The sequence below is a fragment of the Ancylobacter sp. WKF20 genome, from assembly GCF_029760895.1.
In the GTDB taxonomy this organism is placed as follows: domain Bacteria; phylum Pseudomonadota; class Alphaproteobacteria; order Rhizobiales; family Xanthobacteraceae; genus Ancylobacter.
In genome coordinates this window covers 2,139,234-2,160,415 of the sequence record NZ_CP121679.1, presented here as the reverse complement: position 1 = coordinate 2,160,415, position 21,182 = coordinate 2,139,234, and the positions used below count along the sequence as shown (strand labels likewise).

The window sequence follows — 21,182 nt, the reverse complement described above, 5'->3', positions numbered from 1 at the left end:
CGAGCACGAGATAGACGGCGAGGGCGAGGGCGACCGTGGCGCCCAGAAGAAGATCGAGCATGGCCTAGCCTCGCGCGGTGTAGCGGGCATAGGCGGCCATCAGCAGGAAGAAGCCGAGGGCGATGGCGAGGTAGATGAAATCCAGCATGTTCCAGGTTCCTGGTTGGGCCGGTCTCTCATCTAGGCGGGGTCGGATAAGCGTTCGATCCGGAATGCGGCCGCCCGCCATAAGGAAGGCATAAAGGCCGCCGGCCGCGCCTTACCGTCGCGTGTTCGCCCTTCGGTCGATGCGGTGCTGCGCAACCCTTCGGCGCTTTCGGGCTTATCCCCTGCACAGGTAGCGGGTGGGGGAGGGATCATGGGACGGTGGACGCGGATGCGCGCGGGTGGCGGGGATGTGCTGCTCGCGGGAGCCGCCTTCGTGCTGGGCGCGGCGCTGGTCGCCCGCTGGCCGGTGCCCCTGCGCCGGGAAGGGCAGGAGCCCGGCTCGCTGCCCGCTTCGCGGCCCACCGTCCCGCTTGCCGCTTCGCTGCATGATGGCCGCGGTCGCTTCGCTGACAGCCCGGCGGAGCTGCCGGCCCGCGCCTGGCGCGATGTGTTCTGGCGCGTCTATGCCGGGTTCAGCGAGGACCGCGTGATGGCGGTGGCCGGTGGGGTGACCTTCTACACCATGCTGGCGCTGTTTCCCGCGCTCGCCGCCTTCATCTCGCTGTTCGGCCTTTATGCCGAGCCGGTGGCGGTGATCCGCGAACTCGACCAGTGGCGGGGCGTGCTGCCGGGGGCGGCGGTGGAGATCATCAGCGACCAGATCGAGCGCATCGTCACCGGCAGCAACCGCACGCTTGGCTTTGCCTTCGCGCTCAGCCTCGTTGTCGCGCTGTGGAGCTCCAATGCCGGAATGAAGGCGCTCTTTGATGCGCTCAACATTGTCTATGGCGAGAGCGAGAAGCGCAGTTTCATCCGGCTGAATGCCGTCTCGTTGCTCTTCACCTCCGGCGCGCTGGCGCTGATGCTGCTCGCCATGGGCGCGGTGGTGGTGCTGCCGCTGGCGCTCGCCATGCTGCCGGGACTGCCCGGCGAATTGCTGATCCGCTGGGGCCGTTGGCCGCTGCTGTTCGTCGCGGTCAGCATCGGGCTGGCGCTGATCTACCGCTACGCGCCGAGCCGCGAGCGCCCGCGCTGGCAATGGCTCAGCGTCGGCAGCGTGTTCGCGGCCAGCGCCTGGATCGCCGGCTCCATGCTGTTCTCCTGGTACGCGGCGAACCTTACCGATTTCAACGAGACCTATGGCTCGCTGGGCGCGATCATGGCCTTCATGATCTGGGTGTGGATCTCCGTCATCGTCGTGCTGGTGGGCGCGCAGATCAACGCCGAGGCCGAGCACCAGACGGCGCGCGACAGCACCACCGGCGCGCCGCTGCCGCTGGGCCTGCGCGGCGCGACCATGGCCGACACGGTCGGGGAATCGCCGGCCTGATCAGCCGCCCGCCCGCATGAAGCCGGCGATGCGCTCGGCGATCATGATGGTCGGCATGTTGGTGTTGGCGCGCGGAATGGCCGGCATGAGCGAGGCATCCGCCACGCGCAAGCCAGCAACGCCGATCACCCGTCCTTGCGCGGTGGTGACGGCGGCGGGATCCTCCGCCCGCCCCATGCGGCAGGTGCCGCTCGGGTGCCAGGTGCCACCGACATTGCGGCGCACGAAATCGGTCAGCGCGCCCGCGTCATTAAGCAGGTCGGCGATGGTGATGCCTTCGGTGACGACCGCATGGATCAGTGCCGCGCGTAAGGGGCCGGCGGCGTCGAGCAGCGCCGCGAGAGTGCCGCGCTGGAGTGCGTTCCACCGGCCGGGCACGGCGATCTTCGCCACGCGGGGCGTGTAGCTCGCCGGGAAGACGACATCGCGCGCCCCATTGAGCGCAGGGTCGAGCAGGGCCTGCGCCCCCCGGCGCAGCGCGTCGCACAGCCGCTGGAGATCGCGCGCGTCGCTGAGCATGCGGAAATCCACCAGCGGCTCCCGCGCCGGATCGGCCCCGGCCAGACGCACGCTGCCGCGCGAAAAACTCTTGTTCACCCAGAAGAACAGGCAGCCCGTGCGCCGCCCGACGCTGTGCCAGCCGGCGCGCGAGAGGATGGCGGCGTGCATGTCGCCCGGCGGGGCCTCGGGAAGGTCCGAGGTGTAGCGCCAGATCGCCTGTTCATGATGCTCGGCGCCGTTGCGCTCGCGAAAGGCCGGCGGCAGCCAGGTGGCAACCGCGATGGAGGGGTGCTCCATCAGGTTGCGCCCGACACCCGGCCGGTCCGCCACCACGCCGATACCGAGCGCCTGCAGTTCCTCCGCCGGGCCGATGCCGGAGCGCAGCAGCAGCGCCGGCGAATGGATGGCGCCGGCCGACACGACCACATCGCCGGCGGTGATGGTGACGGGCCCCGCCGGGCCATCGACCACCGCGCCGGTGACGCGGCGCCCTGCCATGAGCAGGTGGTGGGCCTGATGGCCGGTGATGACGCGCAGATTGGGGCGCGCGCGGACCTCGGCCGTGAGATAGGCCAGCGAGGTCGGCTGGCGGCGGCCTTCATCGTCCACCGCCACCGTGCCGCGATAGGTGCCGTCGAGCCATTCGCCGTTCTGGTCGAGCTGGATCGGGTGGCCGCGCGCCTCCAGCGTTTCCATCACTCGCCGGACGAAGGGCGAGAGCGCGCCGTCGCCGATGCGGCGCACGATGATCGGCCCGTCCGTGCCGTGCAGCGGGCCGGAAAAGTCGCGGTCCGCCTCCATGGCGCGGAACACCGGCAGGCAGTCGCGCCAGCCCCAGCCTTCGGCGCCCAGACGCTCCCATTCGTCATAATCGTCCGGCGCGCCGCGGTTGGCCATCAGCGCGTTGATCGCCGAGCCGCCGCCGAGCAGGCGCGCCTGCTCGTAGCGCCGGGGCTCGCGCGGGGCGTTGCCGGCGCCCATCAGCGCGTTGAGGCGGGACCAGATGTTCGACGTGTCGAGATAGGCGCGGCCGGGATAGCGCCCGGCGATGTCTGCGGGGATATCGGCGCGGGTGATGTCGCGCCCGGCCTCGATGAGGATGACCTGCCGGCCCGGTTCCTCCGACAGCCGCGCCGCCAGCACGCAGCCGGCGCTGCCGCCGCCTAAAATCAGCGTGTGGCAGGCGAGGGAGACCGGGGCGGCGGCGGGCATCAGGCGCCCGCGCGTTCGGCGTCGACCGCGTCGGCGAGCTGCTTCAGCGAGGACAGGTGCAGGTCCGGCGTGGTGAAGCTCTTCGGCGCGGGCGTCCCGCCATAGCCGACGAGCCCCTGCCGCCGCTCGATCCAGCACACGGTGTAGCCCTCCGCGCGGGCGACGCCGATGTCATGATGCTGGCTCTGCGCGACATGCAGGATCTCGTCCTGCCGATAGCCGAAGGCCGACTGGCGGCCGAGATTATAGGAGAAGAAGCGCGGGTCAGGCTTGGCGCAGCCGGCCTCGTCGCAGGTCACGCTGTCGTGGAACGGGTTGCCGAGGGTGGCGGAATAGGCGGAGAAGACGGTGCGGTCGGTGTTGGTCATGGCGACCAGCCGGTAGTTGCGGCGCAGGCGCTTCAGCGCCTCGACCGAGTCCGCGAAGGCCGGCCAGCGGAACACAGCGAGCTGGAACGCTTCGGCGGTCGTCTCGTCATTATTGAAGCCGCACTCATTGGCGACATAGAGGTAGACATCCTTCATGGCGAAGGAGGAGCGGCCGTGGAAAGCGTCCCGCCCGCGGGTGTAGGGCCCGAAGATCTCGTCATCCGTGGCCGCTTCCGCCTTCGGGCCACCGAGCGTGCGCATGGCATTCAGAACGCCGGTCTCGAAGTCGATCAGCGTGCCGACGACATCGAACGTCATGACCTTGAAATCGGTGAGTTTCACGGAGAACTCCGGTCGGTAGGGCGCAGCAGCGCCGGGCTTCGATGGCGGCCAGCAGAGCAGCGGGGGCGTCCTGCTTCAATTGAAAAAAGCTTGGGCAGGCGTTACACCATGTAAATGCGTAAGATCCGCCTGATGTTGCCGTCGATGAACGGCTTTTTCACTTTCGAGGCGGCCGCCCGCTGCGGGAACTTCGCGCGGGCGGCGGAGGAGCTGAATGTGACGCCGGCGGCGGTCAGTCGCATGGTCGGGCGGCTGGAGGAGCATATCGGCTTCCCGCTGTTCGACCGGCTGCCCGGCGGGGTGGCGCTGACCGAGCCCGGGCGCATCCTGCATGAGGCGGTGGGGCGCGGCTTTTCCGGCATTGAGCGGGCGTTGCAGGAGATCGAGGACCGGCGGATCGGCATCGAGACGGTGACGCTGTCGGTCTCCACCGGCTTCACCACGCACTGGATGATGCCGCATATGGCTGAACTCAAAAGGGATTTTCCCAAGCTCGAGCTGCGCTTCCAGCTCATCATGTCGGCGCTGGGCGGACCGGTGCATGATGTCGATCTCGGCATGCGCTTCGTCGACCGGGCCGATGCCCGCCATGAGCTGAGCTACATCATGCCGGAGATCGTGCTGCCGGTGTGCAGCCCTTCCTATGCGGAAGTGGGGGTGGAAAACGGGCGGAGTGTCAGTGCAGTCAGGCGGACGATCAGGGTAATCCGGTTGAGCGAGGCCGAGCCGGACTGGTCGCATCTGCTGCCGCCCGAGGCGTTGGACCCGCCGCCCGAGACGATGGACCTCGACGACTATGGAATCGTCGTGCAGGCGGCGATGCTGGGGCAGGGGGTGGCGCTCGGCTGGCTGAATGTGGTCGGTCACGGGCTACGCAATGGTGCATTGATACCTTTTGGCGGCCGCGCCAGCGCCACGGGGCGCCAGTGTCAGTTCATGCGGCTGCGCGACAAGCCGCTGCGCCCCATCGTGGCGGATCTGCGGGACTGGATCACCCGGCGGCTGCGGGCGGATATCGACGCGGTGGCCGGACACCATCCGGGGCTGGGTCTCGACGCGCTGCTTCGCAACACAATGTAAACCCGCCACGGGGCCGGGATCGCCCCGAAAATCATCACATGCGCGGTTTCGCGCCACTCGCTTGGGCGAACGTCGCTTTAAGACAACGGAGTTGACGGCTTCCACCTGCACGCGGGCGCGCCAACCCCCTAGCATGCAGCTGGCTCTCCCGGCCCCCGCCGCCCCGGCAAGTGACGCGGATCGTGTCATGACGCAGCGTGGCGCAGGGTTGGAGGCCTAAAAATAAGCGCGCCTAGTTCTTCAGCAACAGGCGCTGTCCGGTGTGCCATACCATCGGACAACAGGGAGGAAGCCGACCCGAGCGAGGCCCCATGGGCACGCAATGCCGGCCCATGCCGTCATGACGGCGAACCTTCCATAACCTATTGAAATACATCTATCTTTTTTGCCGATGGGGTGCTCAAGTAGGGCATCCGGCGGCCCATGAGGGCGGTTGGCACGGTGCTTGCGGAAGACAGGGGGCTCGCTCCGGCGGGTGGAAACACATGAACGCCTGACAAACGTGCCCGGGAGGAGCGGCCAATCCTCCCCCGCCAGTGCTGAGGAGCATCCATGAGGCTTCCCGTGAGTGCCAACGATAGCTTTGTCGAATTTGCCGGCGTTCAGAAGACCTATGACGGTGAGGTTCTTGTCGTTAAGGATCTCAGCCTGCGCATCCGGCGCGGGGAATTCCTGACCCTTCTCGGGCCCTCCGGCTCGGGCAAGACCACCACGCTGATGATGCTGGCCGGCTTCGAGACGCCGACCTCCGGCGACATCATTCTCGATGGCAACCGCATCGACGCGCTTCCCCCGGAAAAGCGCGACATCGGCATGGTCTTCCAGAACTATGCCCTCTTCCCCCATATGAGCGTGGCGCAGAATGTTGGCTACCCGCTCAAGGTGCGCGGCCTGCCCAAGGCCGAGATCGCCGAGCGCGTGGCCAAGGCGCTGGGCATGGTGGAACTGGGCGCCTTCGCCAGCCGCATGCCCGGCCAGCTCTCCGGCGGCCAGCAGCAGCGCGTCGCGCTTGCCCGCGCGCTCGTCTTCGAGCCGAAGCTGGTGCTGATGGACGAGCCGCTCGGCGCGCTCGACAAGCAGCTGCGCGAGCATATGCAGATGGAGATCCGCCATCTGCATGAGCGGCTCGGCATCACCGTGGTCTATGTCACGCACGACCAGAGCGAGGCGCTGACCATGTCCGACCGGGTGGCGGTGTTCAATGCCGGCATCATCCAGCAGGTCGCCCCGCCCTCCGAGCTTTATGAAAGCCCGTCCAACTCCTTCGTGGCGCAGTTCATCGGCGAGAATAATCGCCTGCCGGGCCGCATCGAGGCCGCCAGCGGCGATGTCTGCACGGTGGTGCTGGGCAATGGCGACACGGTCACCGCGACGCTGACTACCGCCGCCGGCGTCGGCGATAAATGCCTGCTCTCCATTCGCCCCGAGCGGGTGAAGATCGCCCCCGCCGAGGGTGTGGTCGACAACCGCTTCGAGGCTGAAATCGCCGAGATCATCTATCTCGGCGACCATGTCCGCGTGCGCTGCCGTCTCGACAGCGGCGCCGAGGTCGTCGTCAAGGTCAGCAATGTCGAGGACCGGCCGGTGCTCGACATCGGCTCCCGCATACCGCTCGGCTGGCGCGCGCAGGACTGCCGCGCCCTCGACGCGGCCTGACCCTGCTTTCTGCCGATCACCCGTTTGCCAACAACCGACCCAAAGGGAATGTCCATGCAGATGAAGTCGTTGATGATGACCCTGTCCGCGCTCGCGCTTTCCGCGAGCTGCGGCGCCGCCTTCGCGGCCGACAGCCTGACCATCACCTCCTGGGGCGGCGCCTACCAGAAGAGCCAGGAAGAGGCCTATTACAAGCCCTTCACCGCCAAGACCGGCGTGAAGATCACCCAGGAAGAGTACAATGGCGAGGCGGCCCGCATCCGCGCCATGGTCGAATCCGGCAACACCACCTGGGATGCCATCGACGTCGACGCCGCGACCGCGCAGCAGGGCTGCGACGAGGGCTTCCTGACGCCGATCGACTATTCGAAGTTCGGTGGCAAGGAAGCCTTCGTGAAGGGCTCCACCTTCGAGTGCGGCATCCCGACGATCATCTACTCGACGATCTACGCGTATGACGCGGACAAGATCAAGGATGGCCCGAAGACCATTGGCGACCTGTTCGACACCAAGAAGTGGCCGGGCAAGCGCGCGCTGCAGAAGACCCCCTTCGGCAACCTCGAATTCGCGCTGATGGCCGAAGGCGTGCCGGCCGACAAGGTCTACGCCACGCTGAAGACCAAGGAAGGCGTCGACAAGGCGTTCAAGAAGCTCGACACCATCAAGAAGGACATCGTGTGGTGGGAGGCCGGCGCCCAGCCGCCGCAGCTGCTCGCCTCGGGTGAAGTCGTGATGGCGACCGCCTGGAACGGCCGTATCTTCAACGCCAACAAGGTCGACAAGAAGAACTTCAAGATCGTCTGGGACGGCCAGCTGATGGACTACGACCTCTGGGCGATCCCGAAGGGCGTGAAGGACCTCGACGCGGTCTACAAGTTCATCGAGTTCGCCTCGAGCCCGGAAGCCCAGGCCGAGCAGACCAAGTACATCTCCTATGGCCCGGCGCTGCTCGCCGCCACGCCGAAGATCGCGCCGGACATCCTGAAGGATCTGCCGACCGCGCCGGAGAACTCCAAGACCGCGCTCGCCAACGACCCGGTCTTCTGGGGTGACAACAAGGAAGAGCTGCTGAAGCGCTTCAACACCTGGGTTGCTCAGTGACCCCACGCGCCTGAACCGGGCCGGCAGGAGGAGCAACCGCCCTCCTGCCGTGCCGGTGCCGGCCCCCGCTGCACGGGGGATGAGAACGCCGGCCGGGAGCTTCGCGGCGCCCCGGCCGAACGAACCGATCGACCCGGACGAGTGCGGCACACGCCCGCCAGAGCCGGCCGACACCAGCCGAGGGGAAGTATCGAATGGCTGTAGCCGCCCTGGAAGGCGGCGCCGTGACCGGCGTCGACCGCACCTCGCTCAAGACCAAGCTGAGACGCGCCGAGCGCCTGAACCGGGCCCGCTCCTTCTCGCTGGTCGCGCCGCTTCTGCTCTTCGTGCTGGCGGTTTTCGCGCTGCCCATCGGCCTGATGCTGGTCCGCGCGGTCGAGAACACCGAAGTGCGCGAGGCGCTTCCCAAGACCATGCTGTCCCTGCAGGGCTGGGACGGGCAGGCGACGCCGGGCGAGGATGTGTTCGCCGCCTTCGCTGACGACCTCACCCAGACCCAGAAGGACCGCACCACCGCGCTCGTCGGCAAGCGCATCAATTACGAGGTGCCGGGCGCGCGCTCGCGCTTCCTCAAGGCCGGCCGGCTGATCGACGCCGGCGGCGGCGGACCGTGGAAAGAGAAGTTCCTCGCCAATGACGCGGAATGGGGCTCGGTCGAGTTCTGGGCGATCATGAAGCGCGCGGGGGCGACCTTCACGCCCTATTACCTGCTCACCTCGGTCGACCTGCGGCAGGACGCGAGCGGCGCCGTGACGCGCAACTTCGCCGACCAGTCGATCTTCCTCGACATCTTCTACCGCACCATCTGGATCAGCTTCATGGTGACGCTGGCCACTCTGGTGCTGGGCTATCCGGTGGCGCACCTCCTGGCGATCCTGCCGCCCAAGCATGCCAATATGCTGATGATCCTGGTGCTGCTGCCCTTCACCACCTCGATCCTGGTGCGCACCACGGCGTGGATCGTGCTCCTGCAGAGCAATGGCGTGCTGAACGACTTCCTGCTGGCGCTCAACATCACCACGGAGCGGGTGCAGCTCATCTTCAACCGCTTCGGCACCGTGCTGGCGATGACGCACATCCAGCTGCCCTTCACCATCCTGCCGATCTATTCGGTGATGAAGTCGATCCCCGCCTCGCATCTGCGCGCCGCGCGCTCGCTTGGCGCCGGTCCGCTCACCGCCTTCGTCTCGGTCTACATGCCGCAGACCCTGCCCGGCGTCGGGGCCGGCTGCCTGCTCACCTTCATCCTCTCGCTCGGCTACTACATCACCCCGGCGCTGGTCGGCGGGCCACAGGACCAGATGGTGAGCTATTTCGTGGCGCTCTACACCAACAAGGAAATGAACTGGGGCCAGGCCTCGGCTCTCGGCGCCATCCTCCTGATGATCACGCTGGTGCTCTATGCGGTGTTCAACCGCGTGGTGGGCATCGACAAGGTGAAACTGGGCTGACCGACATGCTTGCACCCGCCTACGCCACCCCGCGCGAGAAGCTGTCCTACCTGATCTTCGCCGTGTACTGCACGCTGGTCTTCCTGTTCCTGGTCGGGCCGATCCTCGTCATCATGCCGCTCTCCTTCTCGAGCGAGCCATGGTTCACCTACCCGCTGCCGGGGCTGAGTCTGCGCTGGTATGAGGACTTCTTCTTCAACGAGCGCTGGCGGGTGGCGCTCTATAACAGCGCCTTCGTCGCCTTCTTCTCGACGCTGATCGCCACCGGCCTCGGCACGCTCGCCGCGCTCGGCCTGTCGCGCGGCAACGTGCCCTTCGCCGGGCTGATCCTGTCGATCCTGATCTCGCCGATGATCGTGCCGGTGGTGATCGTGGCGGTGGCGATGTTCTTCGGCTTCGCGGCGGTGGGGCTGAACAACACCTATCTCGGGCTGATCCTCGCCCATGCCATTCTCGGCACGCCCTTCGTCGTCATCACGGTGACGGCGACGCTGACCGGCTTCGACCGCTCGCTCACCCGCGCCGCCGCCTCGCTCGGCGCCTCGCCCTGGACCGCGTTTCGCACCGTGACCCTGCCGCTGATCGCGCCGGGCGTGACCTCGGGCGCGCTGTTCGCCTTCGTCACCTCCTGGGATGAGGTGGTGGTGGCGCTGTTCCTGTCGAGCCCGGACCAGCGCACCTTGCCGCGCCAGATGTTCTCCGGCATCCGCGAGCAGATCTCGCCGACCATCACCGCAGCGGCGACCTTCCTCGTCGTCTTCGCCGCGCTCCTGATGATGACGCTGGAACTGCTGCGCCGCCGCTCCGAGCGCCTGCGCGGCACGCCGGCCTGATCTTTCCGCTTCCACCAAAAAGCCCCGGAGCGCAGCTGCGTTCCGGGGCTTTTTCTTTGGCGAGGTTCAGCGCGCGCGGATCAGTGCGCGAAGGTCTCGCGCAGGCGGTCCCATTTCAGGCGCGTCTTGACCGCGAGCGGCCAGGCGGCGTGGCCGAGGATGGGGCGGATGCGGGTGACCGGCAGATCGAGCGTCTCCGGCCCGCCGCCGGCCGCGCGCCGCGCCAGCATCCGGCCCGTCGCGGTCGCCATGGCGACGCCGCGGCCATTATAGCCGAGGCCGATATGCAGCCCGGCCTCGGGCTCATGCAGATGCGGCAGGTGATCCCAGGTCACGGCGACCTGCCCGTTCCAGCGGTGCGTCCACTCGAACGCCCGGAGCACCGGGAACAGCCGCGTCGCGTGATCGACCAGCGCGGTATAGTCCACCGGCGCGCTCGCCTCGCGCAGCACGCTGCGCCCGCCCATCACGAAGCGGCCGGCATCGTCGAGGCGGTAATAGACATAGGATGAGGACATCTCGTAGAGCACCACGCCGTTCGGCATGATCGGCGCGCGCACCTGCGCCGGCAGCGGTTCGGTGGCGGTGATCGAGGAGAACACCGGCACCACCGAGCGGCGCAGCCCCGGCCAGAGATCGTCGCTATAGCCATTGGTGGCGAGGATGACGCGCTCGGCCCGCACCGTGCCATTCGGCGTGGCGATTTCCCAGCCGCCCGTCCCGCGCGTGAGCTTCACGGCCGGCGTGTCGGTGAAGATGCGCGCGCCGGCCTTCAGCGCCGCGCCGGCGAGGCCACGCACATAGCCGAGCGGGTTCACCTGCCCGCCGCGCCGGTCATGCGCGCCGAGCCGATAGGCGCCGGTGCCGGTGAGCGCCGCCATTTCCTTGGCGTCGGCGAGGACGACATCGGCCCCGCGCGCGCTCCATTGCCGCTGGAAGTCGCGGATGCCGGTGGCCGCGGTTTCGGAGATTGCCGCGCGCAGCGTGCCGCCGCGCTGCGGCGCGCAGTCGATGCCGTGCTTGGCGATGAGGTCGAAGACCAGCTGCGGCGCCTCGTCGCCGAGCTTCACCATTCGCCCGCCGAGATCGGCGCCGAACGTGCCGATGAGGTCCTCCGGCTCCCATTTGAGGCCGGGATTGACCTGCCCGCCATTGCGGCCGGAGGCGCCCCAGCCAATGGCGCTGGCGTCGAGCACCACCGTCTCCACGCCCGCTTCCGCGAGGTGCAGCGCGGCGGAGAGGCCGGTGAAGCCGGCGCCGACGATCGCCACCTTCGCGGTGACGTCGCCGGGGAGCGCCGTGGTTTCCGGCGCGGGGATCGCGGTCTTCGCATAGAGCGAGCGCGGCAGGGGGCGGCGGGCAATGGTCTGTGCCACGGCGGGGGTCTCCGGTGCGGTCAGGCAGAAAAGGCGGGGTCAGAGCCCCGCCATGGGACGCGGGCGCGAGCCGTCGAAGAAGCGCGACAGCCGGTAGGGGCGCGGATCGGCGATCGGCGCCATGTCGGTGACGATGTCCGCCACGAGATGGCCGGCACCCGGCCCGATGCCGAAGCCATGGCCGGAAAAGCCGGTGGCGACGACGAGGCCGCTGACGCCCTCGGCCGGCGAGATGACCGGCACGGCATCGGGCGTGGCGTCGATGAAGCCGGCCCAGCTCTGCACCATGCGCGCCTCGCCGAACATCGGGAAGCGGCGCTTGAGCGCGGCGAAGGCCTGATTGAGATAGCCCTCGTCGGGCGCCGGATCGAGCACGCGCGCGGCCTCATAGACCGAGGGCTGGTCGAAGGGGCGCGCGCCCGCCTCGCTCCATTCGGTGAGGAAGCGTGAATCGAGGCGCAGGCGCAGCGAGGCGAATTCCATCTGCAGCGCCGGCAGGAAATCCAGGCAGAAGCGGAAGCTGTCCGGCACGATGGGAACGACATTCACATGGCCATTGGCGATGGTGTAGCCGCCATCCTCACGCCGGCGCATGGCAAAGTCGTGGTCCCACAGCGCCGGAACCGGGCCGCCCGGCACGGGCGAGGTGCGCATCACGCTGGCGCGCACCTTGAGCTGCGGCAGGTCGATGCCGACATCCTTGAGGATGCGCCGCGTCCAGGCGCCGCCGGCCACCACGATGTTCGAGGTGACGATGCGCCCGCGCTCGGTGATGGCGGCGATGACCCGGCCGCCGCCGGTCTCGATGCCGCGCACCGCGCAATCGGTGAGGATCACCGCGCCCTTGCGGCGCGCCGCCTCGGCAATGGCGGGGGCGGCCTTTTGCGGCTCGGCGCGCCCGTCCGAATCGCACCACAGCGCCGCCTTGGGCGGGGCCGTGTCGCCGGGCATGACGCGGGCGATCTCGGCGGCCGTGAGCATCTGCGCCGTGATGCCGGCGGGCGCGGCCTCGCGCACCCAGCTCTCGAAGGAAGCTTCCTTCTTGGCGTCATTGGCGGCGAACAGAATGCCGGTGGTGGTGAAGCCGGTCGGCGCGCCGATATGTTCGTCCATGCCGCGCCAGAGGCGCAGCGCCTCGCGGATCAGTTCGAATTCGCGCGGGTCGCGCTTGGCCTGGCGGCACCAGCCCCAGTTGCGGCTCGATTGCTCGCCGGCAATGTGGCCCTTCTCGCACAGCACGACCTTGAGGCCGCGTTCGGCGAGATAGAGCGCGCTGGTGGTGCCGATAATGCCGCCGCCGACAATGACGACATCGGCGGTGGTGGGGACGACGGGATCGGAAGCGACGGGGACGACCTGGGGGCCCATGGGACGGGGGACTCAACTGTGAAGGGGCGGGCGCATTGGAGGCCCGCCGGGCCGAGAAAGCCAGCAAAAGCGGTGCCACTCCCCCCTCAGACTTTCGACGCTGCGGCGTGTCGCCGCCGACCCGATGCGCCGCCGCCACAGCCGCCTTGCCCGGATCGTGCTAGAGAGGGGCACCGTACCTGCGGGTACGCCCGTGACCCTCAGCCCGAGCAGGACATCTCCCGTGATCTCGACCCGCCGCCCGGAATTTTTCGGCCCCGCGCGCCCGACCCTGTTCGCGCGCGACGCTGCAATTGCCACCTCGCATCCGCTCGCGACCGCGGCGGGGCTGGAGATCCTGCAGGCGGGCGGCACCGCCATGGATGCCGCGCTGGCGGCGGTGGCGGCGCAGTGCGTGGTCGAGCCGGCGATGACCGGCATTGGCGGCGACTGCTTCGTGCTCTACGCCCCCGCCGGCAAGCCGACCGTCGCGATGAACGGCAGCGGGCGCGCGCCGATGGCCGCGAGCGTCGCCGCGCTGAAGGCGGCCGGGCTCACCACCGAAATTCCCCGCACCAGCGCCCATGCCATCACCGTGCCCGGCGCCATCTCAGCCTGGATGAAGCTGCACGCCGATTATGGCCGGCTGCCGCTCGACCAGCTTTTCGCCCGCGCCATCGACTATGCCGAGACCGGCTACCCGGTGACCCAGCGCGTCGCCTTCGACTGGGCGGACGAGGCCGCGCTGCTGGCGCAGGATCCCAATGCCAGCGCCGCCTTCCTGAAGGACGGCGCCCCCTATGCGGCGGGCGACCGGCACGCCCAGCCGCTGCTCGGCCAGCGCCTGCGCGAAATCGCCGCCCATGGCGCGAGCGCCTTCTATGAGGGCAAGGTGGCCGAATCGCTGGTGGCTTATCTCCAGAGCCTCGGCGGGCTGCACACGCTCGACGATTTCGCGGCGATGAAGGACGGCGCGTTCTACACCACGCCGATCTCCACCGAGTTCCGGGGCTATACGGTCGAGGAATGCCCGCCGAACGGGCAGGGGCTGTTCGCGCTGCTCTTGATGAACATCCTCGCCGAGTTCGACCTCGGCCCGGATGTGTCGCTGGCCGACCGCATCCACCTCCATGCCGAGGCGACCAAGATCGCCTATCACAACCGCGACGCGCTGCTGGCCGACCCCGCCGCCATGACCGTGCCGGTGGCGGAGCTGCTGTCGAAGGAGACGGCCAAGCGCCTCGCCGCGCAGATCGACATCGCCCGCGCCCGCCCGCCGGCGCTGTGGGACGAGCCCGAGCACAAGGACACGGTCTATGTCTGCGCGGTCGACCGCGACGGCAACATGGTGTCCTTCATCAACTCGATCTTCCACGCCTATGGCTCGACCCGGATCGACCCGCAGACCGGCGTGCTGCTGCATTCGCGCGGCGCCTCGTTCCGGCTGATCGAGGGGCACCCGAACGCCATCGCGCCGGGCAAGCGCCCGCTGCACACCATCATCCCCGGCCTACTGCGCCGGAATGGCGAGGCGGTTGGCGTGTTCGGGGTGATGGGCGGGCACTACCAGTCCGCCGGGCAGGCGGCGCTGCTGTCGGGCCTGTTCGACCGGGGGCTCGACCCGCAGAGCGCGATCGACGCGCCGCGCTCCTTCGGCTTTGACGGCACGCTCGAGGTGGAACCCGTCGTGCCGGAGGAGGTCCGCGTCGACCTCGCTTCGCGCGGCCACACGGTGAAGCTCGCGGTGGAAGGCATTGGCGGCGGGCAGATCATCGTCCGCGATCCCGCCACCGGCTTCCTGATGGCCGGCTCCGACCCCCGCAAGGATGGCTGCGCGCTCGGCTTCTGAGCGCGTCTCAGTCGGCGGTTTCAGACTTCCGGGCGCAGATCCGCCAGCAGCGTGGGGATGAGCTCGGAGACAGTGGGGTGAATGGGCACGGCGCGCTGGAAGAAGCGCGCCGGCAGATCGGCGTTCATCGCGTCGAGCAGGCCGTGGATCGCCTCGTCCCCGCCCGTGCCGAGGATCGCCGCGCCGAGGATGCGGCCTGTCTGCGCATCCGCCACCACCTTCATGAAGCCCTGTGTCTCGGCCTTTTCGACCGCGCGGCCGACCCGCGTCATCGGCCGCTTGGCGGTCATCAGCGGACGGCCGGTCGTGCGGGCCTCCGTCTCGGTCATGCCGACGCGGCCAAGCGGCGGGTCGATATAGAGCGCGTAGCCCGGCAGGCGCTCGCTCACCTTCCAGTCCTGCCCGTCCAGCAGATTGGCGGCGACGATCTCGAAGTCGTTATAGGCGGTGTGGGTGAAGGCGCCGCGCCCGTTGCAGTCGCCCAGCGCATAGACGCCGGGCACGCTGGTCTGAAGGTGATCGTCCACCGTGATGTAGCCGCGCGCATCGGTGGCGATGCCGGCGGCGTTGAGGCCGAGATCATCGGTGTTCGGCCGCCGGCCGATGGCGAGCAGCAGGTGCGAGCCGGTGACGGTCTCACGCCCGCCCGGCGTCGCGAGCTGCACGGCGATGCCTGTGCCCTCGCGCGCCACCTCGCTGATCTCGGCGCCGGCGTGGACCTCGATGCCCTCGGCCTCCAGGATCTCCCGCACCGTCGCCGAGACATCCTCATCCTCGCGGGCGATGAGGCGCGGGCTCTTCTCGATGACAGTGACGCGCGCGCCGAAGCGGGCGAACATCTGGGCGAATTCCAGCCCGATATAGGAGCCGCCTATGATGACCAGATGCTCCGGCAGCGCCGCCATCTCCACCATGTCGGTGTTGGTGAGGTAGGGCACGTCGGCGAGGCCCGGCAGGTCCGGCACGCTGGCGCGGCCGCCGACATTGATGAAGATGCGGGGCGCTGTCAGCGTCGCGCCGTCCACGCTCACCTCGTGCGGGCCGGTGAAGCGGGCATGGCCGCGGATCACGGTGCAGCCCTTCATGCCGAGCAGCCAGCTCTCGATGCCGGAGCGGCCATCGGCGATGATCTTGCCGGCGCGGGCCTGCACGATCGTCATGTCAATGCCGGGCGGGGCGGCGAGCACCACGCCGAACTCGGCGGCGCGCTGCGCCATGCGGGCGGCATAGGCGCTCGCCACCATGGTCTTGGTCGGCTTGCAGCCGGTGTTCACGCAGGTGCCGCCGAAATGCTGGCGCTCGATCACCGCGACCTTCATCCCCGCGCCGGTGAGGCGGCCGGCGAGCGAGGGGCCGGCCTGGCCGGCACCGATGATGATGGCATCGAAGGTACTGTCATCGAAGGTCTGGGGGGCGATGGCCATGGTGGGGCGTCTCCTCGGGGGTGTCGCCACCCTGCACCGGCGGGGAGGGGCCGTCTCGTCAATTCCCACCGCGCCGAAAGGTGCCGCGCTTCAGGCGGGCGGGGAGGCTCCCGCCTTCGCGGCCTCTTCGGCGGCGGCGAGTTTCTTCTTCAGCGCCTTGGTCTCCTCGAAGCGGGCGGTGACATCGCGCAGGCTCGCCACCATGCCGGTGACGCGGCCCTCCTGCTTCATCAGCGCGATGGTGAATTCGAGCGAGAGGCGCCGTCCGTCCTTGTGCAGGCCGGGCACGGCGAGCATGTCGCCGGCGCCGTAGCGGCTCTCCCCGGAGGCGACGGTCTCGTGATAGCCCTCCCAGTGCCGGGCTCGGAACGGCTCGGGGATGATGATGTCCAGCGACTGGCCGAGCGCCTCGGCCTCCGTGAAGCCGAAGATGCGCGCCGCCCCGGCATTCCACAGCACGATGTCGCCCGCGCGGTCGCTGGCGATGATGGCGTCCGCCGCGCTGTCGATGAGGGTCGCGCCGATGGTCTCCCGCGTGAAGCCGGCAGCGGCGCGGGCGGTATAGGCGGGGACGGGCGCCGCCGTGCCGGCTGTCGGCGCCTCGGCAGGCGGATCGCCGAACAGATCCTCCACCCCGCCGAAGAACTCGTAATGCAGGCGCTCCATGGGCACCCCGCGCGCGGCCAGGCCGGGCACGAAGGCGCGCAGAAAGCGCAGCGGGCCGCAGACATAGATCTCGGCCTCATCCAGCGGGGCGAGGGCGGCGAGACGGTCCAGCGTCAGCGGGCCGGCCTCGTCATAGTCGCGTCCGATCTCGTCGCCCGGCTCGGGGCGCGAATAGACGAGGGTGGAGGAGAGGTTCGGACGCCGCGCGACGAGCGCGCGCACAGGGTCGCGGAAGGCGTGGACGGTGCCGTTCTGCGCGCAATGGATGAAATGGACGGCGAGGTTCGGACGGTCGGTGACGGCGGTTTCCAGCATCGCCACCATGGGCGTGAGCCCGACCCCGGCGCTGAGCAGCACGACGGGGCGCTCATCGCTTTCCGGCAGCACGAAGCTGCCCGATGGCGGGGCGATGAGCAGCGGCGTGCCGATGGGCGCCTCATCATGCAGCCAGCGCGACACCAGACCCTCCGCCTCGCGCTTCACCGAAATCCGGTAGGTCTCGCCATTGGGCGCGGCGGAAATGGAATAGTTGCGCTTCACCCGCCCCTTGCCGGGAATGTCGGCGAATAGGGTGAGGTGCTGGCCGGCGCTATGCGGGGCCGGGGGAACCCCGTCGGCCGGTCGCAGATTGAAGGAGGTGATGATCGCGCTTTCCGGGTTCTTGCTGACGAGGGTGAAGCGGCGCAAGGCGGTGCCAGCCTCTCCGTTACCCTCGGTGCGCGGCTCATTCTCGGTCATTGACTGGCCTCCCTCGCAAATCATGTATATTCTATACATCTATTTCGCCGCTGAACGAGTTCCAGCCCGGCCATGCGCCTGACCCGCTATTCGGACTTCGCCATGCGCGTCATGGTCTATCTCGCCGCGTGCGGCGAGAGGCCGTGCTCCGTGGCGGAGATCGCGGGCGCCTACGGCATCTCGCAGAACCATCTGATGAAGGTGATGAACGATCTCGGCCGCGCCGGCTTCATCACCGCCGCGCGCGGGCGGCGCGGGGGCTTCCGGCTCGCCAAGCCGGCGGAGACCGTCAATATGGGCGCGCTGCTGCGCCACACCGAGGAAGACTTCACGCTCGTCGACTGCCCGAACTGCCGGCTCGGCGGGCGCTGCGCGCTCGCCTCGGTGCTGGACGAGGCGCTCGGGGCCTTCCTCGCCGTGTTCGACCGCTACACGCTGGCCGATGTGATGAGCCGGGGCGAGGGCTTTGCCGCCATCATCCGCTCGCTCGGCCTCCCGCAAATCCCGCCTGACGCTCCACCGGACGGTCAGCACCGGGGCGGCTGCGACACCCCGCTTGTCCCCGTGCCCACGGGCTGAGCCGGGCCTTCCACCCATCCTTGCCCATCATCTGGAGTGGACCCCTTGTCCGCCTTTGCGCGCCTGAAGCTCTTTCGTCCCATCCTCGCCGGCGCCACGCTGCGCGACCGGCTGTTCGCCGCCCTCGGCGCGCTGGCCGGCATCGCGCTGACCGCGCTGATCAGCGCGGTGGCGGCGCGCCATACGCCGGAGCTGATCTGGATCGTGCCGCCCATGGGCGCCTCGGCGGTGCTGCTCTTTGCCGTGCCGGCGAGCCCGATGGCGCAGCCCTGGCCGGTGATTGGTGGCAATGTGATCTCGGCGCTGGTCGGCGTCGCCATCGCCCATGTGCTGCCGCTCTCGGCCCTGTCGGCGGGACTGGCGGTCGGCGGGGCGATCGCGCTGATGTCGATCCTGCGCTGCCTGCACCCACCCGGCGGGGCGGCGGCGCTGGTGGGTCTCTTCGCCGGGGCATCGTCGAGCTATTTCTTCCCGCTCGTGCCGGTGGGGCTGAACGCGGCGATCCTCGTCGCCAGCGCCTATCTCTATCACCGCGTGTCCGGCCATGCCTTCCCGCATGTCGCGCCGGCGCCGGCCGCCGCGCCCCTGGCTCCCGCGCCCTTCGCCTTCAGCCGCGCCGACATGGACGCGACGCTGGCCGAGATCGGCGAGACCTATGACATCTCGCCGGGCGATCTTGAAACCGTGCTGCGGGCGGTGGAGCGGCGCGCGCTGGCGCGGGCCTATCACGCGATCACCTGCCGCGAATTGATGACCGAGCCGGTGATCACCGTGCCGGTCTTCGCGTCGGTCGAGGAAGCGCGCCGCCTGCTGGTCGCGCGCGACGTGCGCCGGCTCGCCGTGGTCGACGATGCCGGGCGCCTCGCCGGCGCCATCGGCCTGCCGGAACTCGTGGGGGCGCAGGGCGTCGTCGTCACGGCGGCCTCGCCGGCGGCAGCGGCCGCGCCCGACTCGCCGGCCATGGACCTGCTCCGGCGCTTCGCGCAGGACCGGGTGCATGCCGTCTTCGTGGTCGATACCGACCGCCGGCCGATCGGCGTCATCACCGAGGCGGACTGGCTCGCCGTGCTGGCGCGCGGGCTGAAGTGACGGCGCGCCCGCGCGCCTTCACGCTCAGAAGCCGGTGAGCACCGCCTTGCCGATGCTGCGCCCGCTTTCCACCAGACGGTGGGCGCGGCGCAGATTGCCGGCGTTGATCGGGCCGAGGTCTTCTTTCAGCGTGGTGCGCAGCACGCCGGCATCCACGAGGTCCGCCACCTCGTTCAGCAGGTGATGCTGGCGGATCATGTCGTCCGTGGTGAAGAGCGGGCGGGTGAACATCAGCTCCCAATGCACCGACAGGCTCTTGCGCTTCATCGGCGCGATGTCGAGCACCTTCGGGTCGTCGATCAGCGCCAGCGCGCCCTGCGGCGCCAGCGCGCTGATGATGGCGGGCAGATGCTGCTCGGTGCCGGTGAGGCCGGCGACATACTGCACCTCAGGGATACCGATGCGGTGCAGTTCCTCGTCCAGTGGCTGGCGATGGTCGATGACGTGATGCGCGCCCATCGTCTCCACCCAGGCGATGGTTTCCGGCCGGGAGGCGGTGGCGATCACGGTGAGGCCGGTGAGCTTGCGGGCGAGCTGGATGAGGATGGAGCCAACGCCACCCGCGCCATTGACCACAAGCAGCGCGCCGCCCGGCGCCTTCACCCCATAGGGCACGCGCAGCCGGTCGAACAGCAGTTCCCAGGCGGTGATGGCGGTGAGCGGCAAGGCGGCGGCCTCGGCCGTGGTGAGGCTCGCCGGGCGGCGGCCGACAATGCGCTCATCCACCGCCTGAAGCTCGGCATTGCTGCCTGGCCGGTCGATGGCGCCAGCGTAGAACACCGCGTCGCCCGGCTTGAACAGCGACACCTCCGGCCCGACCGCCTCGACGACGCCCACCGCGTCGAAGCCGAGCACGCGGGCCTCGCCGGCCGGCGGGGTGGCGCTGGCGCGCACCTTCACATCCACCGGATTGACCGAGACGCCCTCGACGCGGACCAGCAGGTCGCGCGGGCGCAGCGTGGGGGTGGGCAGATCGAGATCGAGCAGCGCCTCGGGCGCGTCGATCGGGTGCGGGGCGGTGAAGCCGATGGCCTTCATGGGGCAAACCTCGTTGGCGCCAGAGCGGCGCGGAAGGGGGATCGGCGGGGAGGATGCGGGCTTGCCTTCAAGAAGGCCAGCGCATAGTTTTAATTCGACCTAGCGGAAAATCGAATGGAAGGCCATGCGCTACCCCGACCTTGAGCTCGATCTGCTGCGCGCCTTCGTCGCCGTGGCCGAGACCGGCGGCTTCACCGCGGCGGCCGATGTGGTCGGGCGTTCGCAATCGGCGGTGAGCCAGAAGGTGATCCGGCTGGAGGAGCTGATCGGGCGGCGCGTCTTCGAGCGCAACAGCCGCTCGCTCACCCTGACGCTGGATGGCGAGCGCCTGCTCGCGGTGGCGCGGCGCATGATCGAGATGAACGATGTCGCCGTGCGTACGCTGCTGGAGCCGAAGGTCGGCAATCTCCGGCTCGGCGTCGCCGAGGATTTCATGCCGGCGCTGCTGCCGGGCATACTGGCGCGCTTCCAGCGGCTCTATCCCGGCCTGCATCTGGAACTGCGCACCGGGCTGAGCTGCGACCTGCTCGCCGCCCATGAGAGCGGGGGGCTCGACGCGGTGATCGCCAAGCGGGGGGAGGGGGCGACGCGGGGCCGGGTGATCTGGCGCGAGCCGCTGGTGTGGCTCGCCGCCAGCGAGTACGAGCCGGACCTCTCGCGCCCGACGCCGCTCGTGCTGCTGCCGCCGCCCTGCACCTATCGCGAGGTGATGATCGAGGCGCTGGCCAAGGTGCGGCGCGACTGGTTCGCCGCCTGCACCGCCTCCAGCCTCACCGGCATCCGCGCGGCCGTGGCGGGCGGGCTGGGCGTGACCGTGCTCGGCCGTTCCTTCGCCGGGCCGGACCTCAAGGTGCTCACCCCGCCCGAGCACTGGCCGGCGCTGCCGGTGACGGAGATCGTGCTGCTCGGCGAGGAGCGCGCGGCGGGCGAATTCATCCGCCCGCTGGTGGATTTTCTCACCGACAGCCTGGCGGCGACGCGGGGCGCGCGGGCGGCGTAAGTCGCAATTCCATTGACCGGCGCCGCAACTGCGGGAAGGAAGAGGCATCAGTCCC

General features: G+C 69.2%; 17 protein-coding genes. 10 read left to right on the top strand and 7 right to left on the bottom strand.

What is annotated here, in order from left to right; translation table 11 throughout:
- Positions 1-358: 358 nt before the first annotated feature.
- Complete coding sequence (locus AncyloWKF20_RS10095; protein WP_279317710.1) at positions 359-1,477, top strand: YihY/virulence factor BrkB family protein; 1,119 nt, start codon at positions 359-361, stop codon at positions 1,475-1,477.
- On the opposite strand, the gene AncyloWKF20_RS10090 is transcribed toward AncyloWKF20_RS10095, so the two are convergent.
- Together AncyloWKF20_RS10090 and AncyloWKF20_RS10085 are read right to left on the bottom strand one after the other, a co-directional pair.
- Complete coding sequence (locus AncyloWKF20_RS10090; RefSeq protein ID WP_279317709.1) at positions 1,478-3,190, bottom strand: GMC family oxidoreductase N-terminal domain-containing protein; 1,713 nt, start codon at positions 3,188-3,190, stop codon at positions 1,478-1,480. It lies immediately after the preceding gene.
- A complete protein-coding gene (locus AncyloWKF20_RS10085) occupies positions 3,190-3,900 on the bottom strand; it encodes an HAD-IA family hydrolase (RefSeq protein ID WP_279317708.1) in 711 nt (236 codons plus the stop codon). The genes AncyloWKF20_RS10090 and AncyloWKF20_RS10085 overlap by 1 nt, the downstream gene beginning before the upstream one ends.
- A gap of 114 nt (positions 3,901-4,014) precedes the next feature.
- On the opposite strand from AncyloWKF20_RS10085, the gene AncyloWKF20_RS10080 reads away from it, so the two are divergent.
- From AncyloWKF20_RS10080 to AncyloWKF20_RS10060, 5 genes are all read left to right on the top strand, one after another.
- Complete coding sequence (locus AncyloWKF20_RS10080) at positions 4,015-4,980, top strand: LysR family transcriptional regulator (protein ID WP_279317707.1); 966 nt, start codon at positions 4,015-4,017, stop codon at positions 4,978-4,980.
- Positions 4,981-5,532: 552 nt separating this feature from the next.
- Complete coding sequence (locus AncyloWKF20_RS10075) at positions 5,533-6,636, top strand: ABC transporter ATP-binding protein (protein WP_279317706.1); 1,104 nt, start codon at positions 5,533-5,535, stop codon at positions 6,634-6,636.
- A 75-nt stretch (positions 6,637-6,711) separates the two neighbouring features.
- Positions 6,712-7,737, top strand: a complete 1,026-nt coding sequence (locus tag AncyloWKF20_RS10070; protein ID WP_279317933.1) for an ABC transporter substrate-binding protein — start codon at positions 6,712-6,714, stop codon at positions 7,735-7,737.
- Between the two features lie 194 nt (positions 7,738-7,931).
- A complete protein-coding gene (locus tag AncyloWKF20_RS10065) occupies positions 7,932-9,188 on the top strand; it encodes an ABC transporter permease (RefSeq protein ID WP_279317705.1) in 1,257 nt (418 codons plus the stop codon).
- Between the two features lie 5 nt (positions 9,189-9,193).
- Complete coding sequence (locus AncyloWKF20_RS10060; RefSeq protein WP_279317704.1) at positions 9,194-10,021, top strand: ABC transporter permease; 828 nt, start codon at positions 9,194-9,196, stop codon at positions 10,019-10,021.
- Between the two features lie 80 nt (positions 10,022-10,101).
- Here the strand turns inward: AncyloWKF20_RS10060 and AncyloWKF20_RS10055 are convergent, their stop codons facing one another.
- Positions 10,102-11,397 (bottom strand): FAD-binding oxidoreductase, encoded by a 1,296-nt coding sequence (locus AncyloWKF20_RS10055; RefSeq protein WP_279317703.1) that lies wholly within the window; start codon positions 11,395-11,397, stop codon positions 10,102-10,104.
- A 39-nt stretch (positions 11,398-11,436) separates the two neighbouring features.
- The gene (locus AncyloWKF20_RS10050) at positions 11,437-12,765 is read right to left on the bottom strand and encodes an FAD-binding oxidoreductase (protein ID WP_279317702.1); all 1,329 of its coding nucleotides are present in this window, start codon (positions 12,763-12,765) and stop codon (positions 11,437-11,439) included.
- Between the two features lie 223 nt (positions 12,766-12,988).
- Between AncyloWKF20_RS10050 and AncyloWKF20_RS10045 the strand changes: the two genes are divergently transcribed.
- On the top strand, positions 12,989-14,593 hold the full coding sequence (locus AncyloWKF20_RS10045; RefSeq protein ID WP_279317701.1) for a gamma-glutamyltransferase family protein: 1,605 nt from the start codon (positions 12,989-12,991) through the stop codon (positions 14,591-14,593).
- A 20-nt stretch (positions 14,594-14,613) separates the two neighbouring features.
- Here the strand turns inward: AncyloWKF20_RS10045 and AncyloWKF20_RS10040 are convergent, their stop codons facing one another.
- Together AncyloWKF20_RS10040 and AncyloWKF20_RS21360 are read right to left on the bottom strand one after the other, a co-directional pair.
- Positions 14,614-16,017 (bottom strand): FAD-containing oxidoreductase, encoded by a 1,404-nt coding sequence (locus AncyloWKF20_RS10040; protein ID WP_279317700.1) that lies wholly within the window; start codon positions 16,015-16,017, stop codon positions 14,614-14,616.
- A 90-nt stretch (positions 16,018-16,107) separates the two neighbouring features.
- Complete coding sequence (locus AncyloWKF20_RS21360) at positions 16,108-17,421, bottom strand: PAS domain S-box protein (RefSeq protein ID WP_347710390.1); 1,314 nt, start codon at positions 17,419-17,421, stop codon at positions 16,108-16,110.
- Positions 17,422-17,493: 72 nt separating this feature from the next.
- Between AncyloWKF20_RS21360 and AncyloWKF20_RS10025 the strand changes: the two genes are divergently transcribed.
- Both AncyloWKF20_RS10025 and AncyloWKF20_RS10020 read left to right on the top strand, forming a co-directional pair.
- The gene (locus AncyloWKF20_RS10025) at positions 17,494-18,000 is read left to right on the top strand and encodes an Rrf2 family transcriptional regulator (RefSeq protein WP_279317699.1); all 507 of its coding nucleotides are present in this window, start codon (positions 17,494-17,496) and stop codon (positions 17,998-18,000) included.
- Between the two features lie 45 nt (positions 18,001-18,045).
- Entirely contained in the window at positions 18,046-19,089 is a 1,044-nt protein-coding gene (locus AncyloWKF20_RS10020) for an HPP family protein (RefSeq protein WP_279317698.1), read from the top strand.
- A 24-nt stretch (positions 19,090-19,113) separates the two neighbouring features.
- On the opposite strand, the gene AncyloWKF20_RS10015 is transcribed toward AncyloWKF20_RS10020, so the two are convergent.
- Positions 19,114-20,127 carry a zinc-binding alcohol dehydrogenase family protein gene (locus AncyloWKF20_RS10015; RefSeq protein WP_279317697.1) on the bottom strand — a complete coding sequence of 338 codons (1,014 nt, stop codon included), beginning with the start codon at positions 20,125-20,127 and terminating at the stop codon, positions 19,114-19,116.
- Positions 20,128-20,251: 124 nt separating this feature from the next.
- On the opposite strand from AncyloWKF20_RS10015, the gene AncyloWKF20_RS10010 reads away from it, so the two are divergent.
- Positions 20,252-21,127: a LysR substrate-binding domain-containing protein gene (locus AncyloWKF20_RS10010; RefSeq protein WP_279317696.1), complete on the top strand. Its 876-nt coding sequence runs from the start codon at positions 20,252-20,254 to the stop codon at positions 21,125-21,127.
- The last annotated feature ends 55 nt before the right edge of the window (positions 21,128-21,182 follow it).